The sequence below is a fragment of the Janthinobacterium kochi genome (assembly GCF_051380715.1).
Taxonomy (GTDB): domain Bacteria; phylum Pseudomonadota; class Gammaproteobacteria; order Burkholderiales; family Burkholderiaceae_D; genus Janthinobacterium.
This window is the reverse complement of the sequence record NZ_JBNYXO010000006.1, coordinates 156,766-174,693: the sequence shown is the minus strand read 5'-3', so window position 1 is coordinate 174,693 and position 17,928 is coordinate 156,766. Positions and strand designations below refer to the sequence as shown.

General features: G+C 62.7%; 19 protein-coding genes. 14 read left to right on the top strand and 5 right to left on the bottom strand.

Annotated features, from left to right (window positions below; genetic code table 11):
• Positions 1-53: 53 nt before the first annotated feature.
• From minC to minE, 3 genes are read left to right on the top strand one after another with little or no spacing between them, the layout of a single operon-like run.
• Positions 54-791: a septum site-determining protein MinC gene (minC, locus tag ACQ4WL_RS15525; protein ID WP_436510548.1), complete on the top strand. Its 738-nt coding sequence runs from the start codon at positions 54-56 to the stop codon at positions 789-791.
• A 37-nt stretch (positions 792-828) separates the two neighbouring features.
• Positions 829-1,644, top strand: a complete 816-nt coding sequence (gene minD, locus ACQ4WL_RS15520; RefSeq protein WP_131689577.1) for a septum site-determining protein MinD — start codon at positions 829-831, stop codon at positions 1,642-1,644.
• A gap of 1 nt (position 1,645) precedes the next feature.
• Positions 1,646-1,897 (top strand): cell division topological specificity factor MinE, encoded by a 252-nt coding sequence (minE, locus tag ACQ4WL_RS15515; RefSeq protein ID WP_034752886.1) that lies wholly within the window; start codon positions 1,646-1,648, stop codon positions 1,895-1,897.
• Positions 1,898-1,900: 3 nt separating this feature from the next.
• Here the strand turns inward: minE and ACQ4WL_RS15510 are convergent, their stop codons facing one another.
• Entirely contained in the window at positions 1,901-2,404 is a 504-nt protein-coding gene (locus ACQ4WL_RS15510) for a hypothetical protein (protein ID WP_436510547.1), read from the bottom strand.
• A 169-nt stretch (positions 2,405-2,573) separates the two neighbouring features.
• Between ACQ4WL_RS15510 and ACQ4WL_RS15505 the strand changes: the two genes are divergently transcribed.
• The 7 genes from ACQ4WL_RS15505 (at position 2,574) to ACQ4WL_RS15475 (ending at position 10,137) form a co-directional block, all read left to right on the top strand.
• The gene (locus ACQ4WL_RS15505) at positions 2,574-3,263 is read left to right on the top strand and encodes a response regulator transcription factor (RefSeq protein ID WP_436510546.1); all 690 of its coding nucleotides are present in this window, start codon (positions 2,574-2,576) and stop codon (positions 3,261-3,263) included.
• An 81-nt stretch (positions 3,264-3,344) separates the two neighbouring features.
• The gene (gene hemA / locus ACQ4WL_RS15500; RefSeq protein ID WP_071079938.1) at positions 3,345-4,619 is read left to right on the top strand and encodes a glutamyl-tRNA reductase; all 1,275 of its coding nucleotides are present in this window, start codon (positions 3,345-3,347) and stop codon (positions 4,617-4,619) included.
• A 95-nt stretch (positions 4,620-4,714) separates the two neighbouring features.
• Positions 4,715-5,791 carry a peptide chain release factor 1 gene (prfA, locus tag ACQ4WL_RS15495; protein WP_071079939.1) on the top strand — a complete coding sequence of 359 codons (1,077 nt, stop codon included), beginning with the start codon at positions 4,715-4,717 and terminating at the stop codon, positions 5,789-5,791.
• A 154-nt stretch (positions 5,792-5,945) separates the two neighbouring features.
• Complete coding sequence (locus ACQ4WL_RS15490; RefSeq protein ID WP_436510545.1) at positions 5,946-6,416, top strand: disulfide bond formation protein B; 471 nt, start codon at positions 5,946-5,948, stop codon at positions 6,414-6,416.
• 11 nt (positions 6,417-6,427) lie between these two features.
• Positions 6,428-7,258 carry a peptide chain release factor N(5)-glutamine methyltransferase gene (gene prmC, locus ACQ4WL_RS15485; protein ID WP_436510544.1) on the top strand — a complete coding sequence of 277 codons (831 nt, stop codon included), beginning with the start codon at positions 6,428-6,430 and terminating at the stop codon, positions 7,256-7,258.
• A gap of 215 nt (positions 7,259-7,473) precedes the next feature.
• The gene (gene gshA, locus ACQ4WL_RS15480) at positions 7,474-9,075 is read left to right on the top strand and encodes a glutamate--cysteine ligase (RefSeq protein WP_436510543.1); all 1,602 of its coding nucleotides are present in this window, start codon (positions 7,474-7,476) and stop codon (positions 9,073-9,075) included.
• A gap of 18 nt (positions 9,076-9,093) precedes the next feature.
• A complete protein-coding gene (locus ACQ4WL_RS15475) occupies positions 9,094-10,137 on the top strand; it encodes a histone deacetylase family protein (RefSeq protein WP_436510542.1) in 1,044 nt (347 codons plus the stop codon).
• A gap of 73 nt (positions 10,138-10,210) precedes the next feature.
• Here ACQ4WL_RS15475 and ACQ4WL_RS15470 read toward each other — a convergent pair whose 3' ends face one another.
• Together ACQ4WL_RS15470 and ACQ4WL_RS15465 are read right to left on the bottom strand one after the other, a co-directional pair.
• Positions 10,211-10,993: a LytR/AlgR family response regulator transcription factor gene (locus tag ACQ4WL_RS15470; RefSeq protein WP_436510541.1), complete on the bottom strand. Its 783-nt coding sequence runs from the start codon at positions 10,991-10,993 to the stop codon at positions 10,211-10,213.
• A complete protein-coding gene (locus tag ACQ4WL_RS15465; protein ID WP_436510540.1) occupies positions 10,980-12,245 on the bottom strand; it encodes a histidine kinase in 1,266 nt (421 codons plus the stop codon). The genes ACQ4WL_RS15470 and ACQ4WL_RS15465 overlap by 14 nt, the downstream gene beginning before the upstream one ends.
• A 284-nt stretch (positions 12,246-12,529) precedes the next feature.
• On the opposite strand from ACQ4WL_RS15465, the gene ACQ4WL_RS15460 reads away from it, so the two are divergent.
• The 3 genes from ACQ4WL_RS15460 (at position 12,530) to ACQ4WL_RS15450 (ending at position 14,229) form a co-directional block, all read left to right on the top strand.
• On the top strand, positions 12,530-12,955 hold the full coding sequence (locus ACQ4WL_RS15460) for an organic hydroperoxide resistance protein (RefSeq protein WP_102121401.1): 426 nt from the start codon (positions 12,530-12,532) through the stop codon (positions 12,953-12,955).
• Between the two features lie 129 nt (positions 12,956-13,084).
• Positions 13,085-13,555 carry a GNAT family N-acetyltransferase gene (locus ACQ4WL_RS15455; protein WP_436510539.1) on the top strand — a complete coding sequence of 157 codons (471 nt, stop codon included), beginning with the start codon at positions 13,085-13,087 and terminating at the stop codon, positions 13,553-13,555.
• Positions 13,552-14,229, top strand: a complete 678-nt coding sequence (locus ACQ4WL_RS15450) for a Dph6-related ATP pyrophosphatase (RefSeq protein WP_436510538.1) — start codon at positions 13,552-13,554, stop codon at positions 14,227-14,229. The genes ACQ4WL_RS15455 and ACQ4WL_RS15450 overlap by 4 nt, the downstream gene beginning before the upstream one ends.
• 66 nt (positions 14,230-14,295) lie before the next feature.
• Here ACQ4WL_RS15450 and ACQ4WL_RS15445 read toward each other — a convergent pair whose 3' ends face one another.
• On the bottom strand, positions 14,296-14,757 hold the full coding sequence (locus tag ACQ4WL_RS15445) for an FKBP-type peptidyl-prolyl cis-trans isomerase (RefSeq protein WP_436510537.1): 462 nt from the start codon (positions 14,755-14,757) through the stop codon (positions 14,296-14,298).
• Positions 14,758-14,913: 156 nt separating this feature from the next.
• Entirely contained in the window at positions 14,914-16,791 is a 1,878-nt protein-coding gene (locus tag ACQ4WL_RS15440) for a potassium transporter Kup (RefSeq protein ID WP_436510536.1), read from the bottom strand.
• A 238-nt stretch (positions 16,792-17,029) separates the two neighbouring features.
• On the opposite strand from ACQ4WL_RS15440, the gene rarD reads away from it, so the two are divergent.
• On the top strand, positions 17,030-17,914 hold the full coding sequence (rarD, locus tag ACQ4WL_RS15435; RefSeq protein ID WP_436510535.1) for an EamA family transporter RarD: 885 nt from the start codon (positions 17,030-17,032) through the stop codon (positions 17,912-17,914).
• Positions 17,915-17,928 lie beyond the last annotated feature (14 nt).

Below are 17,928 nucleotides of genomic sequence, written 5' to 3'. Positions count from 1 at the left end.
TTGTTGCCGTACGGAACAGTTGGCCTGCCGCAGTTTCACTTTGATAAATGTTTATGTCCAAAAGCCCGTCGCAGAAGCCTATCGAAATCAAGATTTCCACCGTCGTTGCTGTCTCCGCCATTCTGCATAGCGCCGATACGCAGGCACTCGATGCCGCCTTGCGCGACATGACGGGGGGCGTGGCGGACTTTTTCGAGGACGACCTGGCCGTGCTGGACGTGGCTGCCTTGCCGCCCGGCAGCATGCCCATCGACTGGGCCGCCCTCGTGGCCGTGCTGAAAAAATACCGCTTGAATGCCGTGGCCGTGCGCAATGCGCCGGCCGAGATGCATGACGCCATCCTGGCGCAAGGCTTGAGCCTGGACAGCGGCAAGACGCGCGACGATGCACCACCCAAGGACGCCCCCACGGCGGCGGCCCAGGCGGGTGCCGAAGCGCAAGTGATGGTGATCGACACGCCCGTGCGGGCCGGCCAGCGCATTTACGCGCGCGGCTGCGACCTGATCATCACGGCTGTCGTCAACAATGGCGCCGAAATCATCGCCGACGGCAGCATCCACGTATATTCCTCCCTGTACGGCCGCGCGCTGGCCGGCGCCTCGGGCAATGCCCAGGCGCGCATCTTCGCGCTGGCCATGGAACCGGAACTGGTCTCGATCGCCGGCGTCTACCGCACGTTCGAGGATGGTTTCCCCGCAGAAATGGCGCGCGGACCCGCGCAAATTCGTTTGGCTGGAGACAGAATCGATATACACTCTGTCAATCCGGTCACTCCCGTGAACCGCTCTTAAGCTGCACAATTCAAGAGATATCTGAAAAGGATTATTTGTGGCAAGAATTATTGTTGTGACGTCCGGCAAGGGCGGTGTCGGCAAGACGACCTCTAGCGCCAGTTTTGCCACTGGTCTGGCCATGCGCGGCCACAAGACAGCCGTGCTCGACTTCGATGTGGGCCTGCGCAACCTCGACCTGATCATGGGTTGCGAGCGCCGCGTCGTGTATGACTTGATCAATGTGATCAATAAAGAGGCCAGCCTGAACCAGGCCTTGATCAAGGACAAGCACTGCGACAACCTGTTCATCCTGCCCGCATCGCAAACGCGCGACAAGGATGCCCTGTCGGAAGAAGGCGTGGAACGCGTGTTGAACGACCTGATCAACATGGGCTTCGAGTTCATCATCTGCGATTCGCCGGCCGGTATCGAGCATGGCGCGCTGATGGCGCTGACGTTTGCCGACGAAGCCATCATCGTCACCAACCCGGAAGTGTCATCGGTGCGCGATTCGGACCGCATCCTGGGCATCCTGCAAGCCAAGTCGCGCCGCGCGCAGACGGGCGGCGAGCCGGTCAAGGAACATTTGCTGATTACCCGCTACTCGCCGAAACGCGTGGAATCGGATGAAATGCTGTCCTACCAGGACGTGCAGGAAATCCTGCGCATCCCGCTGGTGGGCATCATTCCGGAATCGGAACAAGTGCTGGCCGCCTCGAACCAGGGCAATCCCGCCATCCATTTCAAGGGGACGGACGTGGCGCAAGCCTATGAAGACGTGGTCTCGCGTTTCCTCGGCGAAGATGTCGAGTTGCGCTTTACCAACTATGAAAAGCCTGGATTACTCCAGCGCATTTTTGGGGCGAAGTGATATGGCCTTGCTTTCTTTCCTGTTCCCCCCCAAGCCGAAGACGGCCACCGCGGCCAAGGAACGCCTGCAGATCATCATCGCCCGCGAACGCAGCGGACGCGATGGTCCGGACTTCCTGCCCGCCCTGCACAAGGAATTGATCGCCGTCATTTCCAAGTACACCAAGGTCAATGCCGACGACATCAAGATCTCGCTGGACCGCCAGGGCAACCTGGAGGTGCTCGACGTCAACGTGGTGCTGCCGGACGCATAAGATCTACGCCGGCCTGACCGTAAGCAATTCCTGCGCCACTGCGGCGCAGGCATTCACGTGCTGGTTGCCGATCTGGCGAAACACGGCGTAGCCGATGGCTGCCGCCACCGCCTGGCCGGCAAACGGTATGAAGCGCGCCACCTGCTTGGTGGCAATCTTGACGCCACTGCGCTTGAGCAGCAGGAGGATCAGTTCGCGCGACACCAACTTCCCTACCAGCATGCCACCCATGCCCACCGCCGCGCGGTAGGCCATCATCTTGAACTGCGGGTTCAACCGCTCGATCTGTTCGGGCGTGAGGCCGAATTCGTGGTTGATATCGTTGATCAGCATGGAAAACAGCCCGACATCCGACATCAGGTCGATGCCGGGAATGGGGATGGCCGAGGCGCCCGCCGACATCACGGCACGCCGCTGCACCAGGCGTCGGCAACGCTCGCGCACTTGCTCGATTTCGGCATGACTGGCCGGTATCAGGGTCCAATCGGTGCTGCTCTTGTCTGTCATGCGCGTTTCTCCGCTAGTAGGGGGTGGATGAACAAGTGTAACGTAAAGAATGTGGCCGCTGATTTCACTGGACACAGTTGCAATCTCTGTTATATTTCACTTGAGCATTCCTTAACATTACGATAAGCAGAGCGGACCGTCTGTTTGTTGCTACACATTCCAGCCCATTATGCGAATTGCCGTACTCGATAGCGATCATAGTCAGGCAGAACTGATCTGCCAGGTGCTCACCGCCGCCGGCCACGCTTGCCACGAGTTTCAGAGTGGCAAGGAAATGCTGGGGCAATTGCGCAAGGACAGTTGCGACATGCTCATCCTCGACTGGCATGTGAGCGATCTGGATGGCGCGGAAGTCTTGCGCCGTGCCCGGGAAAAACTGGCGCCGAAGGCGCCCGTGTTGTTTATGACCAACAGTTCCGGCGAAGACGATGTGGTGGCGGGCATGACGGCCGGTGCCGACGACTACATGATCAAGCCCCTGCGGCGCAGCGAGCTGACCTTGCGTACCCAGGCGCTGCTGCGCGTGGCCTACCCGGCGCAGAATGGCGCCGAATACTTGCAATTCGGTCCGTATACGTTTGAAACCCGCCCCGGCCGCCTGCTGAAGGATGGCGAAGTGCTGGACGTAACGCACAAGGAATTTGCCCTGGCGCTGCTGTTTTTCCGCAACCTGGGCCGTCCCCTGTCGCGCGCCTACATCCATGAAGCCGTGTGGCAGCGCGACACGGCCCTGCCCTCGCGCACCATGGATACCCACGTCTCGCGTGTGCGCAACAAGCTGCAGCTGAAACCGGAACACGGCTACCGCCTGGTGCCCGTCTACAGTTATGGTTATCGCTTGGAAAAACTGGGCGGGTGAATGGCGGCAAACGGCTGACCTGCTCAAAGCTCGGGCACAAAGCGTTATAATGTCGGCATAAGTCATCCCAACAGCCCTGAAATGCAACTGCTCGCCGTCGGCCTCAACCATACCACCGCTCCAGTGTCGCTCCGCGAACAGCTGGCGTTTGCGCCTGAGCATCTGGGTTCGGCGGTGATGGCGGCGCGTACCTGGTTCCAGCGCATCGACCTGCGCGACAACGACGAAGCGGCCATCCTCTCGACCTGCAACCGCACCGAGCTGTATGCGGCCAGCCATGTGCCCAATCCGCTCGACGCGGGCGCGCATTTCCTGGCCGATTATCACAAGCTCAACTACAGCGAGCTGCGCCCCCACTTATATATGCTGCCGCAGCACGATGCCGTGCGCCACACCTTCCGCGTCGCCTCCGGGCTGGACTCGATGGTGCTGGGTGAAACGCAAATCCTGGGACAGATCAAGGATGCCATCCGCACGGCCGACGAGGCGGGCGGCCTGGGCACGTATCTGCACCAGTTGTTCCAGCGCAGCTTTTCCGTCGCCAAGGAAGTGCGCAGCAGCACGGAAATCGGCGCCCACAGCGTATCCATGGCGGCCGCCGCCGTGCGCCTGTCGCAGCGCATCTTCGACAAGATCGCCGAGCAGAACGTGCTATTCATCGGCGCCGGCGAAATGATTGAATTGTGTGCCACGCACTTTGCGGCGCAAAACCCGAAAAGCATCACCATTGCCAACCGCACCATGGAACGGGGCGAGGAATTGGCGCACCGCTTCAACGGCAAGGCCATCCGCCTGGCCGACTTGCCAGAAATGCTGCACCAGTTCGACATCGTCATCTCGTGCACGGCGTCGTCCTTGCCGTTGCTGGGCCTGGGCCTGGTCGAGCGCGCCATCAAGGCGCGCCGCCACAAACCCATGTTCATGGTCGACCTGGCCGTGCCGCGCGACATCGAATCGGAAGTGGGCCGCCTGAACGACGTCTTCCTGTACACGGTCGACGACCTGGGCAAGGTCGTGCAGACGGGCCTGGAAAGCCGGCAAGCGGCCGTGGCGCAAGCCGAGACCATCATCGAGACGCGCGTGCAATCGTTCATGAGCTGGGTCGACGACCGCGCCATGGTGCCCGTCATTCAGCATTTGCATGAAAACAGCGAAGCGCTGCGCCTGATGGAAGTGGAACGGGCGCGCAAGATGCTGGCCAAGGGCGCCGATATCGACGCCGTGCTGGAAGCGCTGTCGAAAGGCTTGACGGCCAAGTTCCTGCACGGTCCGCAGCAGGCGCTGCACCATGCGCAGGGCGACGAGCGCAAGCAGCTGGTCACCCTGCTGCCGAAACTGTTCCGCCCCCGCCGTTAGCGCAGCCCCGCTGGCCGCCCGCGCGGCCACCCCCTGCCCGCCTGCCGGGCCTGCCGGACCCGCACCCTCCCTACACTCTTTTACCGCGAATCGCTATGAAACCATCCATGCTGGGCAAACTCGATCAACTGGCGAACCGCCTGGTCGAACTCGACGAACTGTTGATGCACCCGGACGCCACGTCGAACATGGACAGCTACCGCAAGATGACGCGCGAGCACGCCGAACTGGGCCCGCTGGTGGCGCTGTACCATTCCTACCAGGAAGCGGGCAACGATATCGCCACGGCGCAAGAGATGCTGGGCGACCCGGACATGAAGGAATTCGCCCAGGAAGAGATCGAGGCGGCGAAAGCCACCATGGCGCGCCTGGAACGCGAATTGCAAACCATGCTGCTGCCGAAGGATGTCAATGACGAGCGCAATATCTTCCTGGAAATTCGCGCCGGCACGGGCGGCGATGAATCGGCCCTGTTCGCCGGCGACCTGCTGCGCATGTACTCGCGCTTTGCCGAGCGCAACCGCTGGCAGGTGGAGCTGGTGTCGTCGTCCGACTCCGACCTGGGCGGCTACCGCGAAGTGATCGTGCGCGTGGTCGGCAACGGCGCGTATTCGAAGCTGAAATTCGAGTCCGGCGGCCACCGCGTGCAGCGCGTGCCGGCCACGGAAACGCAAGGCCGTATCCACACGTCTGCCTGCACGGTAGCCGTGATGCCGGAAGCGGACGAAGTGGAAGACGTCAACATCAACCCGGCTGACCTGCGCATCGACACCTACCGCGCCTCGGGCGCGGGCGGACAGCACATCAACAAGACGGATTCGGCCGTGCGCATTACTCACTTGCCGACCGGCATCGTGGTGGAATGCCAGGACGACCGCAGCCAGCACAAGAACAAGGCGCAAGCGATGAAAGTGCTGGCCGCGCGCATCAAGGACGTGCAATTGCGCGAACAACAGTCGAAGGAAGCGGCCACGCGCAAGAGCCTGATCGGCTCGGGCGACCGCAGCGAGCGCATCCGCACCTATAACTTCCCGCAAGGCCGCCTGACGGACCACCGCATCAATCTAACCTTGTATAAGCTGGACTTCATCATGGATGGGGATTTGACGGACTTGACGAATGCGCTGGCGGCGGAACATCAGGCAGAGTTGCTGGCAGCGCTAGGTGACTAACGGCTGGGGTCAGACCCTCTCCACCGCTGACGGCGGATCAGGCGTCGGCGCAAGCGGGGGTCTGACCCCGGGGTTTAAGTAGCGGCTAAGCAATAAAAATCCGGCCTTGTGCGAAAATGACCAGCTCGATTCCATCCACCTCACCGTGTCGCCCATGAAAAATTCACGCACCGTCCTCCTGTTGATCGCCGCCCTGTGTTTCCTGATGCTGGGCGTGGCCATGTATTTGCAGCATGCCATGAACATGGCGCCATGCCCGCTGTGCGTGATCCAGCGCTACCTGTTCCTCGCCATCGGCATCGCTTGCCTGGCTGGCGCGGCGGCCAAGCGGCCGAAAATCGGCGCCGCCATCGGTGTCTTGGCGGCCTTGGGCGGCCTGGGCGTGGGCGCCAAGCATTTATACGTATTGGCGCACCCCGGCTTCTCGTGCGGCATCGACCCGGTGGAAACGGCGCTGAACAAGATTTTCACGGCCGAACTCATGCCGTTCATGTTTGAATCATATGGCGCCTGCGAAAACGCCGGCGAGCCGTTTTTCGGCCTGTCCATTCCGCAATGGGCGTTCATCTGGTTCGCCATTTTTAGCGTCGGCCTGCTGTGGACCTTGCTGCGCCGTCAGAAATAATTGAAAGCACCATGCCAGAAACACTGATCCCCGCCGGCAGCACTGTCGGCGCCCTGCAAATCCGTCCGCTGCTCGACCCGCTCGACAACCGCATCCTGCTGGGCCACGCGCTGGGCCTGTCGCGCGTCTCGCTGATCACACAATCGGAGCGTGTGCTCACTAACGAAGAAGCCGAGCGTTTGTCAGCCTTGCTGGCGCGCCGCCTGCAAGGCGAGCCGATCGCCTATATCGTCGGCCAACGCGAATTTTTCGGCCTGCCGTTCGAAGTCAACGACGCCGTGCTGATTCCCCGCCCCGACACGGAAGTGCTGGTGGAACTGGCGCTCGAGCGCCTGCCGCCCGGCGGAAGAGTGCTCGACATGGGTACGGGCAGCGGCGCCATCGCCGTCGCGCTGGCGTACACGCGGCCCGACGCCGTCGTCACGGCCCTGGATGTCAGCAGCGCGGCCCTGGCCGTGGCGCGCCGCAACGCCAGCGCCAACGGCGTCAACATCACCTTCATGGCCAGCGACTGGTTCGAAGCGCTGGGCACGGAAAAATTCGACCTGATCGTCTCCAATCCCCCCTACATCGCCAGCGGCGACCGCCACCTGGCCGAAGGCGATTTGCGCTTCGAGCCGACCGGTGCGCTGACCGACCACGCCGATGGCCTGTCGGCCCTGCGCACCATCGTCTCCGGCGCCGCGCGCCACCTGGCATCAGGTGCCTGGCTGCTGATGGAACACGGCTATGACCAGGCGGCATCCGTGCGCGACTTGCTGGCCGACGCCAACTACAGCAAAGTGCAAAGCTGGCGCGACCTGGCCGGCATCGAGCGCGTCAGCGGCGCCCGCCTCGGCTAAGCACGACAAGCTGCGCAAAGCTTGACCCGGCGCGCGCCAGATCCCCCCGCAGTTTGTTAAAATATCAAGCGAATTCCTGACCGAAGCGCCGTCCCCGTTCCCCGGGGCGGACGCTGGCGACGCGGCGTTTTTTGGGCCGGCGCCGACGCATTTGCCAAAATTCGGTTAATCTCAGCACAAATTATTTATATGCTGCACAAGAAAGGAAGCTCAAATTGCCCAACCTGTTGACTCGCCGCCTGGCATTGCTGACCGAAGATGCCAACCGCGCGCTGCTGGGCGGCTTGCGCGGCATCGAGCGTGAAACCCTGCGCGTCGACCATGCCGGCCATCTCGCTTCCACGCCCCACCCCGCCGCCCTGGGCTCGGCGCTGACGCACCCTGAAATCACCACCGACTACGCCGAAGCGCTGCTCGAATTCATCACGCCGGCTGAAAGCGACATCGCCGTCACGCTGGACAAGCTCGATACCGTGCACCGCCACGCCTACAACCGCCTCGGCGACGAATTGCTGTGGAGCCAGTCAATGCCCTGCCAGCTGCCGCCCGAAGCGGACATCGCGATCGCCAACTACGGGACGTCGAACATGGGCATGCTCAAGCACGTCTACCGGCGCGGGCTGGCCTTGCGTTACGGCAAAGCCATGCAATGCATCGCCGGCATCCACTACAACTACTCGCTCGACGAGCAGTTGTGGCAAGTGCTGGCCAGCCATCCGGACACCAGCGCCAGCGCGCACCACGCAGCGGCCACGCCGAAAGACGTGCAGTCGGAAAGCTATCTGGCGACGATCCGCAATTTCCGCCGCTACAGCTGGCTGCTGATGTACCTGTTCGGCGCCTCGCCGGCCCTGTCCGCCGGCTTCCTGCGCGGCCGCGCGCACAAGCTCGATACCTTGTCCGACGACACGCTGTTCCTGCCGTACGCCACCAGCTTGCGCATGAGCGACCTTGGTTACCAGAACGATGCCCAGTCCGGCCTGCGCCCGCACGAAAACAGCCTCGAAGACTACGTCAACGCGCTCACGCACGCCGTCAATGACCCGTATCCGCCGTATGCGGCGCTGGGCACCAAGAAGAATGGCGAGTGGATTCAATTGTCCACCAACGTGCTGCAGATCGAAAATGAATACTATTCGACCATTCGCCCCAAGCGCGTGATCCGCACGGGCGAGCGCCCGATCCAGGCCCTGTGCCTGCGCGGCGTGCAATACATCGAAGTGCGCTGCATGGATGTGGACCCGTTCGAACCGGTCGGCATCAGCCTGGAAACGGGCCGTTTCCTCGACGCATTTTTGCTGTTCTGCGCGCTCGACGACAGCGCACCCATCACGGCAGAACAAAGCGCCTGCTACACGAACAATTTCGCCCGCACCGTCAAGGAAGGCCGCAAGCCGGGCCTGACCCTGCGCCGCGATGGCGCAGAAATCACCCTGCAGGCCTGGGGCGAGCAATTGCTGGCCCGTATCGCCCCCGTGGCGGCCTTGCTCGACTCTCGCCAAGGCGGCACGGCGCATGCGGACAGCCTGGCGGCGCAAGCCATCAAGCTGGCCGATCCGGACGCGACGCCATCGGCAAAGGTATTGGCCGAGCTGCGCGCCAACGGCGGCTCATTTGCCGCCTTTGGCCTGCGCCAGAGCGAACGCCACGCCGCCTATTTCCGCGCGCATCCGGCAACAAAGGAACAAAGCGCGTATTTCGATGATATGGCCGCCAGCTCGCTGGCCGAGCAGCGCGCCATGGAAGCGGCGCCCGCCGGCAGCTTCGACGATTTCGTCGCAGCCTATCGCGCCAGTACCCTGTGTTCGCACACCTGACCTTGCGTAAAACGCCCCATGCTGACCTTCTACAATGAATTGCACAGCCAGCACCGGGGCCGCTTCGAGATGTTTCGCGGCACCATGGTGCCCTGCTTCGAGACGCCCGAGCGGGCCGACATGGTGGTGGCCGAACTGGGACGGCGCAACCTGGGCCGCATCGTCACGCCGCATGGCGTGCCGCTGACGTCACTGGAACGCATCCACACGCCGCGCTACCTGCATTTCCTGCGCCATGCCTGGCAAGACTGGCTGGCGCTTGACCCGGACAACGCGGGCAAAGATGCCTTGCCCTCCGTGTGGCCCGTGCGCACTTTGCGCAGCGACATCGAACCGGACGACTTCACGGCCAAGCTGGGCCTGTATTCGATGGACAATGGCACGCCGCTGACGGCCGGCACGTGGACGGCGGCCAAGACGGGCGCCGACTGCGCCGTCAACGCGGCCCACGCGCTGCGCCTGGGAGAGCGGGCGACGTTTGCCCTGACGCGCCCGCCGGGCCACCACGCGGGCAGCGATTTCTTTGGCGGCTACTGTTTTCTCAACAACGCTGCCCTGGCCGCGCAGCATCTGCTCGACGACGGCGCCCGCAAGGTCGCCATCCTCGATATCGATTACCACCACGGCAACGGCACGCAAAGCATTTTCTATGCGCGCGACGACGTGCTGTTCGCCTCCCTGCACGCCGACCCGCGCAGCGAATATCCGTTTTACCTGGGCCATGCCGATGAAACGGGCAGCGGTGCGGGGCTCGGCTACAACGTCAACCTGCCGCTGCCGGCCGGCACGTCCACAGCCAGCTGGTTCGCCGCGCTGGAAACGGCCTGCCTGCGCATCAATATGTACGCGCCCGACGCGCTGGTGGTCTCGCTCGGTGTGGACACCTTTGCTGGTGATCCCCTCTCGCACTTCGCCCTGCAAAGCGGGGACTACCTGCGCGTGGGCGAGCGCCTCGCGCATTTGAATTTGCCCACCGCCTTCATCCTCGAAGGCGGCTATGCGGTGAAGGAAATCGGCATCAATGTGGTGAACGTCCTCGAAGGTTTCGAGACCGCGGAGTAACTAGTGGGGTCAGACCCTCAACACCGCTAACGTCAAGCTCAGTGCCAACACAAACGGGGGTCTGACCCCGGCTCTACATATTCCGGAACAAGGCCATGAAAGGCTGGCTCACGGCCAGGGTTTCCGGCCGCGTTTTCAGGCGCAAGACACCGCGTCCCACCTCGTCGCGCGTGACGGATGCCACCATCTTCATGTTGACGATGGTGGAGCGGTGGATCTGCTTGAAAATGGCCGGGTCAAGCACGTCGAGCAGTTCACGGATCGGCTTGCGCAGCAGCGCCTCGCCGTCCGCCGTCATGACGGCCGTGTACTTGGTGTCGGACTGAAAATAAACGATGTCTTCCACCATGATCAGCCGCGTATCCTTGCCGCTGCTAGCCGTCAGCCACACCAGCGGCGGCGACTTGGCCGCCGCCGGCAAGGCGCTGCCCAATTGCTGCAGCAAGCCGGCCAACGCACCGTCATCCACTTGGGTCTTGCCGGCCCGTGCCTGCACGCGCTGCAAGGTCGCTTGCAGGCGCTCGCGGGCTATGGGTTTCAATAAGTAATCGACGGCGCCCTTGTCGAAGGCATCGATCGCGTACTGGTCGTAGGCGGTGACGAACACCACCTGCGTGGCGGGGCTCGCATCGAGCGCGCCGGCCGCCACTTCCAGCCCCGTCAAGCCCGGCATGCGGATATCGAGGAAGGCGAGGTCGGGTCGCAGGGTGGCGATGGCGTCGAGCGCCGTACCGCCGTCGTCGCAGGCGGCGACGATGCGCAAGTTGGGCCACTCTTCGGCCAGCAGGGCCACCAGCGCATCGCGCAGCAGGGTTTCGTCTTCGGCGATAACGCAGGTCATTTCAAGCTGATGCATAGGAGACTCCTTGCGCCGTGCTGTCGGGCACCGTGATGGTGGCCGTCACGCCATCGGGGAAATTGGCGAGGATGGAAAACGACGCGGCCGCGCCATAGGTCAGGCGCAGGCGTTCGCGCACATTGCGCAGGCCAATGCCTGTGCCGGCACCATCGTCACTGAAGCCTTTGCCGTCGTCAGCCACCGTGACGATCACCGTGCCATCGCCGCTGCGCGCCATGATCCAGATAGTGCCGCCGCCGCTTTTCGGCTCCAGGCCATGCTTGATGGCGTTTTCCACCAGGGTTTGCAGCATCATCGGCGGCAACTCCGCCTGGCGCAGGTATTGCGGTACCTCAATCTGCAAGTTCAGGCGGTTACCCATGCGGATTTTCAGGATATCGAGATAGGCGCGCGCCCGTTCCAGTTCCGTGCCCAGGGTCGACATGGCTTGCTCCGTGCGTGGCAGCGAATGGCGCAGATACAAAATCAGGTTGCCCAGCATCTCGTCGGCGCGCGCCGGGTCGCTACGCGTGAGCAGCTGCGCGCTGGCCAGGGTGTTGTACAGGAAATGCGGCTCGACCTGCGCATGCAGCAGGCTCAGTTTGGCCACCGTGAGTTCCTTTTCCGTCACCGTCTGGCGCGCCTCGGCCTGTTCGCCGCGCCGGCGCTGCGCCACCCGGCGCGTCATCGCCCGCGTCACCGCTTCCGCGTTTTCCAGGTTGCTGCCATGGTCGACGAGGAACCAGTCGGTCCAGGCATTGCGCGCCGGTTCGCAGATCAGGGTCACGCTGCCCGCTTCGCCATTCGGCGTGACGGTGGCGAGAATCTGGTTCGGCCGCGGCTCCAGAAAACCCAGCAGGCGCATGCGGGGCAAACCCGTGTGCGTGTAGGGCGCGGCGCGGCGCACTCTAGCCTGCACCTGCAGGCTGTCGCGCGCACTTTCGACCACTTCGCTGCCCGGCAGTTCGCGGATGGCCGCGTCGATCATGTCGAACACCTCGCCCGCCTCGAACGGGATCTCGATCTGGCGCCGCTGGCGGCTCGACAGGGTGCCGGCATTGACGGCGCCGGCGATCAGGCGCACGCGCCGCACGTGCGAAAACGCATTCGTGATGACGGCGCTGGCCAGCAGCGCGCCGACGATGACAAAGAAGCCTTCCGTATGCCCGAAGATATAGCGCAGGAAATTCTCGACCAGAATCGCCATGGCGATGATGTAGGTGAGCATCGTGGCCAGGGTGATGCGCAGGATAAAGAAGAGGCTAGTCATGATTTTTCCTTGGGTATTGAAGTGGGCCCAGCATAACCATAGCCCCCGGCGACGGTGGCCATTATGCGATGGAAGGGCAATACCGGCGACAAAGGCGAGAAAATAAAGCACAAATGTGCGTCGATTCAAAATAAAATCGCTTGCAATTAAATAGCGCACGATATATATTGAGCACATGGACGCCGCACATCGCTTCTTCAGACGGGCATCCTGGGGTACCAGTCCACGAAACAAATAGCGCACTATTTAGTAGCCAACTATATATCAACCTAAAGGAAACCATCATGTCGATCAAACAAGTCCTGTACCGCGCTGTCGCTACCGCCACCGGAGGCCGCGAAGGCCGTGCCGTGTCGTCCGACAATGTGCTCGACGTCAAGCTGACCACGCCAAAAGAACTGGGTGGCAATGGCGCCGTCGGTACCAATCCGGAACAACTGTTCGCCGCCGGCTACTCGGCCTGCTTCATCGGCGCCATGAAATTCGTCGGCGGCCGCGACAAGATCGCCTTGCCAGCGGACCTCTCCATCGAAGGCAAGGTCGGCATCGGCGCCATCGACACGGGCTTCGGCATCGAAGTGGAACTGACAATTTCGCTGCCCGGCATGGAACGCGCCGCTGCCGAAGCGCTGGTCGCCGCCGCCCACATCGTGTGCCCGTACTCGAACGCCACGCGCGGCAACATCGACGTCACTCTGACAATCGTCTGAGCGCACCGGACATAGGCTGCGGCGCATCGCGCTTTGCCATCAAAACCGCACTGCCATGAAGGCAGCGCGGTTTTTTTTCACGTGTACCATTTAGAATGGCGCTCTTTTCCTGATTTTTCCGGAGTACGCATGATCGCCTGGCAATGGAACACGTTCGACGAACTCGGCCCCCACGATTTGTACCAGGTGCTGGCCTTGCGCCAGCGCGTGTTCGTCATCGAACAGCAGTGTATTTACCCAGACCTCGATGGCCATGACCAGCAAGCCATGCATTTGCTGGGCTGGCAAACGGTCGATGGCCAGCGCCAGCTGGCCGCGTATCTGCGCGTGCTGGCGCCCGGTGCAAAGTATGTGGAAATGTCGCTGGGCCGCGTGCTGACGGCGCCCGAAGCGCGCACCACGGGCGCCGGCAAGCAGCTGCTGGCGGAAGGCATCGCGCGCGCCAAGCACCAGCACCCTGGCCACGCCATTCGCATCGGCGCGCAGCACTACCTGGAGCGCTTCTACCAGGCGTTCGGCTTTGTCACCGTCAGCGCCCCTTACGACGAAGACGGCATACAGCACATCGACATGCTGCGCGCGGCGGAGACGGCAGCATGACGACGGCGCTCATTTCCTGGAGCGGCGGCAAGGATTCCTGCCTGGCCCTGTGGCGCGCACGCAACGCCGGCATGGCCGTGCCGCTGCTGATCACGGCCATGGATGAAGATGGCCGCAAGTCGCGCTCGCACGGCGTGCCGCCGGAATTGCTCGAAGCGCAGGCGGCCAGCCTGGGGGCGAGCCTGCAGCGCTATCACGCCAGCTGGGCCAGCTATGAAGAACAATTCATCGCCATGCTGCGCGCGGCGAAAGACGAGGGCATAGTCCACGCGATCTTCGGCGACATCGACTTGCAGCCGCACCGCGACTGGGAAGAAAAAGTCTGCGCCGCGGCCGGCCTGACGGCCCACCTGCCCCTGTGGGGTGAAGCGCGGCGCGCGCTGGTCGACGAATTTCTCGCCGCCGGCTTCAAGGCCATCGTCGTCTGCATCAATGGCCAGCACCTGCCACGCGAATTTTGCGGGCGCGAGTTCGACGCCGCCTTTTTGGCCGACCTGCCGCCCGGCGTCGACGCCTGCGGCGAAAACGGCGAATTCCACACCTTCGTCTACGACGGCCCCGCCTTCAGCGCACCGGTGGCACTGCGCCGCACGCAGGTGCTGCAATATGACGCGCCGGCCACGCTGGGCGGCGCCACCTATTACTTCCAGGAACTAGCCCCGCCTGTGGCGTAACGAGGCCGCCAAAGCAAAAAGGGCGATTCCGTGGAATCGCCCTTGTCCCTGCTGTCCTGCGCGTGCTTATTTTTTCGTCACGCCGATCAGCTTGACTTCAAACAGCAAGCCCGCGTAGCCGGGAATCGACGGCGGCTTGCCCGCCTTGCCATAGCCCAGGTCATACGGAATGGCCAGGGTGCGCGTGCCACCGACCTGCATGCCGACCAGGCCGCGGTCCCAGCCCAGGATGACCTGGCCGATACCCAGAGGGAAAGGGAAGCTGGCGCCCGCCTGGTTCGCATCGAACTGTTTGCCCTTGTTGCCCGGCTTGCTTGCGTCATACAGCCAGCCCGTGTAAAGCACGTCCAGGGTATCGCCCGCTGCCGCCTCCGTGCCGGTGCCGACCACCGGATTGGTAATGACCAGTTCTTTCACTTGCGTATTCGGGTCGAGCACGACCGGCTTCTCGGTGTTGGCAGCAGCGCCGCAAGCGGTCAGGGCCACGGCGCAAGCGAGTGTGGCGATCAATTGAAATACCGATTTCATGGTTTCCCTTCAAATATTGGTGTGTGACTGAGGCCCGTACGGTGCGGACCGGTACGGGCTGCAGTTTAACAGGAGTCGTCTGCCCAATTTGTAAGCAGACGTAAGCGCGGCGGAAAATTGTGCAGCCATGCAACGTTGCTACAATAGCTACCCTACCTAGATTTCCACCTGCGTACCCAGTTCGATCACCCGGTTGCTCGGAATCTGATAGTAGTCGGCCGCCGTGCGTGCATTGCGCGACATGGTGACGAACAGGTGTTCACGCCACGGCATCATGCCGGCACCCGGCGTCGAGATGATGGTCTGGCGCGCGATGAAGAACGACGTTTCCATCATCTCGAAATCCAGTCCCTGCTCGGCGCACTGCGCCAGCGCGCCCGGAATGTCCGGTTCATCCTTGAAGCCGTAATGCACATTGACCTGGTAACACTGGTGGCCAAGGTCCACCACGCGCACGCGCTCGGAAGGCGCCACCCACGGCTCTTCATGCATGAAGACCGTCAGGAAGATCACCCGTTCATGCAACACTTTATTGTGCAACAAGTTATGCAGCAGCGCATGCGGCACGCCATCCGTTTCGCCGCGCAGGAAGATGGCCGTGCCGGGCACGCGCAGCGGCGGCGCGATGAATAGCGACGAGAGGAATTCGTTGAGCGGAATCGCATGCTTTTCCAGGTTCTGGAACACCAGTTGGCGGCCCCGCTTCCAGGTCAGCATGACGATGAACAAAATCGAACCCAGCAGCAGCGGGAACCAGCCGCCATGGAACAGTTTCAGCGCCGTCGCCGACACCAGGTTGACGTCGATGATCAGGAAAAAGCCCGTGGCGCCCCAGCACAGCGCCAGGTTCATCTTCCAGCGGTAACGGATCACGAAGAAGGTCAGGATCGTGGTCGACAGCATGGTGGCCGTCACCGCGATGCCGTAGGCGGCAGCCAGGTTTTCCGAGGAGCCGAAACTGACGACAGCCAGCAGCACCACGGCCAGTTGCAGCCAGTTCACGGCGGGAATGTAGATCTGCCCAATTTCGCTTTCCGACGTGTGGCGCACGCGCATGCGCGGCAAAAAGCCCAGCGCGATCGCTTGCTTGGTCATCGAGAAGGTGCCGGAAATGGTCGCCTGCGAGGCGATCACGGTGGCCATGGTCGACAAAATCACCAGCGGATACACGCTCCACGCGCCCAACTGCTGGTAAAACGGATTCGAGACGGCTTCCGGATGCGCCAGCAGCAAGCCGCCCTGGCCAAGATAATTCAGCGCCAGTGCAGGAAAGGCGATCAGGAACCAGGCCAGGCGGATCGGCTTCTTGCCGAAGTGGCCCATGTCGGCGTACAGCGCTTCGGCGCCCGTCAGCGCCAGCACCACGGCGCCCAAGGCGACGAAGGCGACAAAGCCGTTATTCATCAGGAAGGTCGCCGCGTGCAGGGGATTGAGTGCGGCCAGGATGGCCGGCGACTTGATGATGTTGACCACGCCCATGCCGGCCAGCGCGGCAAACCACAGCACCATGATGGGGGCAAAATAGCGGCCGATGCCGGCCGTGCCGTGCGACTGCACCGAGTACAGCGCCACCAGCACCACGATCGTCAGCGGCACCACATACGGACTGAAGGCGGGCGTGGCCACTTCCAGGCCTTCGATCGCCGACAGCACGGAAATGGCCGGCGTGATCACGCTGTCGCCATAGAACAGAGTGGCGCCGAAGACGCCAATCACCATCAGCGGGAAATGCCAGCGCGACAGGCGGCTGACGGACGACAGCACCAGCGCCATCAGGGCCATGATGCCGCCTTCGCCGCGGTTGTCGGCACGCAACACCAGGGTCACGTACTTGAGCGAAACGATCAGGGTCAGGCCCCAGAAAATCAGCGAGACGATGCCCAGCAGGTTCTCGTGCGAGAGCAGCAGGCCGTGGGCCGGGTCGAAGACGGTCTTCAGGGTGTACAGCGGACTGGTGCCGATATCGCCGTAGACGATGCCCACGGCCGCCAGTGTCAGGCCGGCAAGGCCGCTTTTTTTATGTTCCGACGTCAAGGTTGCACCCGTTTCTGTTTTGTTGCATCGCACAATATGATAGGTATTAGCAAATAGCAAGAGTATTTTTGCATGGTTCCGCAGCTGCCCCAAAGTCGTGGTTTTGTACCGCTCCGCCTTGCTGCGCGGGCTTGCGGCCATTGATTTGTTGCCATTCTACCCCTCGCCAGCGGCGCCGGGCAGCCCCCGATGTTTTCAGCCATAATGACAGGCTGTCTACTCTCCAGCGAACCCCGTCATGAATCCAGGCATGCTCTACGCCTCCCTCGCCTTTCTGTGCTGGGGCCTGTTCCCCCTGTACTTCCACGCCATCGGCGAGATCGCGCCGCAGGAAATCCTGGCGCACCGCATGGTCTGGTCGCTGTTGTTCCTGGGTATCGTGCTGACCGTGCGCCGGCAGTGGAGCTGGCTGGGCAGCCTGAAAGCCCAGCCCAGGGTGGTGGCCAGCTTCGTCGCCAGTGCGTTTTTGCTCTCTGCCAACTGGTTCATCTACATCTGGGCCGTCAACAACGGCCACGTGGTCGACGCCAGCCTCGGCTACTTTATTACCCCCCTGATCAATGTCATGCTGGGCTTCTTGCTGTTGCACGAGCGCCTGCGCCGCCTGCAGTGGCTGGCCATCGGCCTGGCCGCCTGCGGCGTGGCCTGGCTCACTTGGCAAGCGGGACAAGTGCCCTGGATCGCGCTGCTGCTGGCAGCCTCGTTTGGCGGCTATGGCTTGCTGCGCAAGACGGCCGCGCTCGGTGCGCTGGAAGGCCTGTCGTTTGAAACATTGATTCTGTTCCCTCTGGCGCTGGCCTATATGCTGTGGCTGGGCTGGCATGGCCAGAGCGGCTTCGTCAATACAGATTCCACCGCCACGCGCGCGCTGCTGCTGGCGTCCGGCCCCATCACGGCCATTCCCCTGCTGCTGTTTGCCGCCGGCGCGCGCCGCCTGCCACTGGCCGTGCTGGGCCTGCTGCAATACATCGCCCCCACGGGCCAGCTGCTGATCGGCGTGTGGGTTTTCCACGAATCGTTCACACCGGAGCGCATGCTGGGCTTCCTCGTCATCTGGACGGCGCTGGGCCTGTATGCGGCCGAGGGGCTGTGGAACAGCCGCCGCGCGCGCGCCAGCGCCTAGTCTTCCCCTGGCGT

What these genes read in the sequence shown, in the direction of transcription:
- ACQ4WL_RS15470 (WP_436510541.1), bottom strand. Translation starts at nt 10,993, where the DNA reads ATGCATCAGCTTGAAATGACCTGCGTTATCGCCGAAGACGAAACCCTG.
- prfA (WP_071079939.1), top strand. Translation starts at nt 4,715, where the DNA reads ATGAAACCATCCATGCTGGGCAAACTCGATCAACTGGCGAACCGCCTG.
- ACQ4WL_RS15490 (WP_436510545.1), top strand. Translation starts at nt 5,946, where the DNA reads ATGAAAAATTCACGCACCGTCCTCCTGTTGATCGCCGCCCTGTGTTTC.
- rarD (WP_436510535.1), top strand. Translation starts at nt 17,030, where the DNA reads ATGAATCCAGGCATGCTCTACGCCTCCCTCGCCTTTCTGTGCTGGGGC.
- ACQ4WL_RS15445 (WP_436510537.1), bottom strand. Translation starts at nt 14,757, where the DNA reads ATGAAATCGGTATTTCAATTGATCGCCACACTCGCTTGCGCCGTGGCC.
- ACQ4WL_RS15450 (WP_436510538.1), top strand. Translation starts at nt 13,552, where the DNA reads ATGACGACGGCGCTCATTTCCTGGAGCGGCGGCAAGGATTCCTGCCTG.
- prmC (WP_436510544.1), top strand. Translation starts at nt 6,428, where the DNA reads ATGCCAGAAACACTGATCCCCGCCGGCAGCACTGTCGGCGCCCTGCAA.
- ACQ4WL_RS15510 (WP_436510547.1), bottom strand. Translation starts at nt 2,404, where the DNA reads ATGACAGACAAGAGCAGCACCGATTGGACCCTGATACCGGCCAGTCAT.
- ACQ4WL_RS15455 (WP_436510539.1), top strand. Translation starts at nt 13,085, where the DNA reads ATGATCGCCTGGCAATGGAACACGTTCGACGAACTCGGCCCCCACGAT.
- ACQ4WL_RS15460 (WP_102121401.1), top strand. Translation starts at nt 12,530, where the DNA reads ATGTCGATCAAACAAGTCCTGTACCGCGCTGTCGCTACCGCCACCGGA.
- hemA (WP_071079938.1), top strand. Translation starts at nt 3,345, where the DNA reads ATGCAACTGCTCGCCGTCGGCCTCAACCATACCACCGCTCCAGTGTCG.
- ACQ4WL_RS15465 (WP_436510540.1), bottom strand. Translation starts at nt 12,245, where the DNA reads ATGACTAGCCTCTTCTTTATCCTGCGCATCACCCTGGCCACGATGCTC.
- minC (WP_436510548.1), top strand. Translation starts at nt 54, where the DNA reads ATGTCCAAAAGCCCGTCGCAGAAGCCTATCGAAATCAAGATTTCCACC.
- ACQ4WL_RS15475 (WP_436510542.1), top strand. Translation starts at nt 9,094, where the DNA reads ATGCTGACCTTCTACAATGAATTGCACAGCCAGCACCGGGGCCGCTTC.
- ACQ4WL_RS15505 (WP_436510546.1), top strand. Translation starts at nt 2,574, where the DNA reads ATGCGAATTGCCGTACTCGATAGCGATCATAGTCAGGCAGAACTGATC.
- minE (WP_034752886.1), top strand. Translation starts at nt 1,646, where the DNA reads ATGGCCTTGCTTTCTTTCCTGTTCCCCCCCAAGCCGAAGACGGCCACC.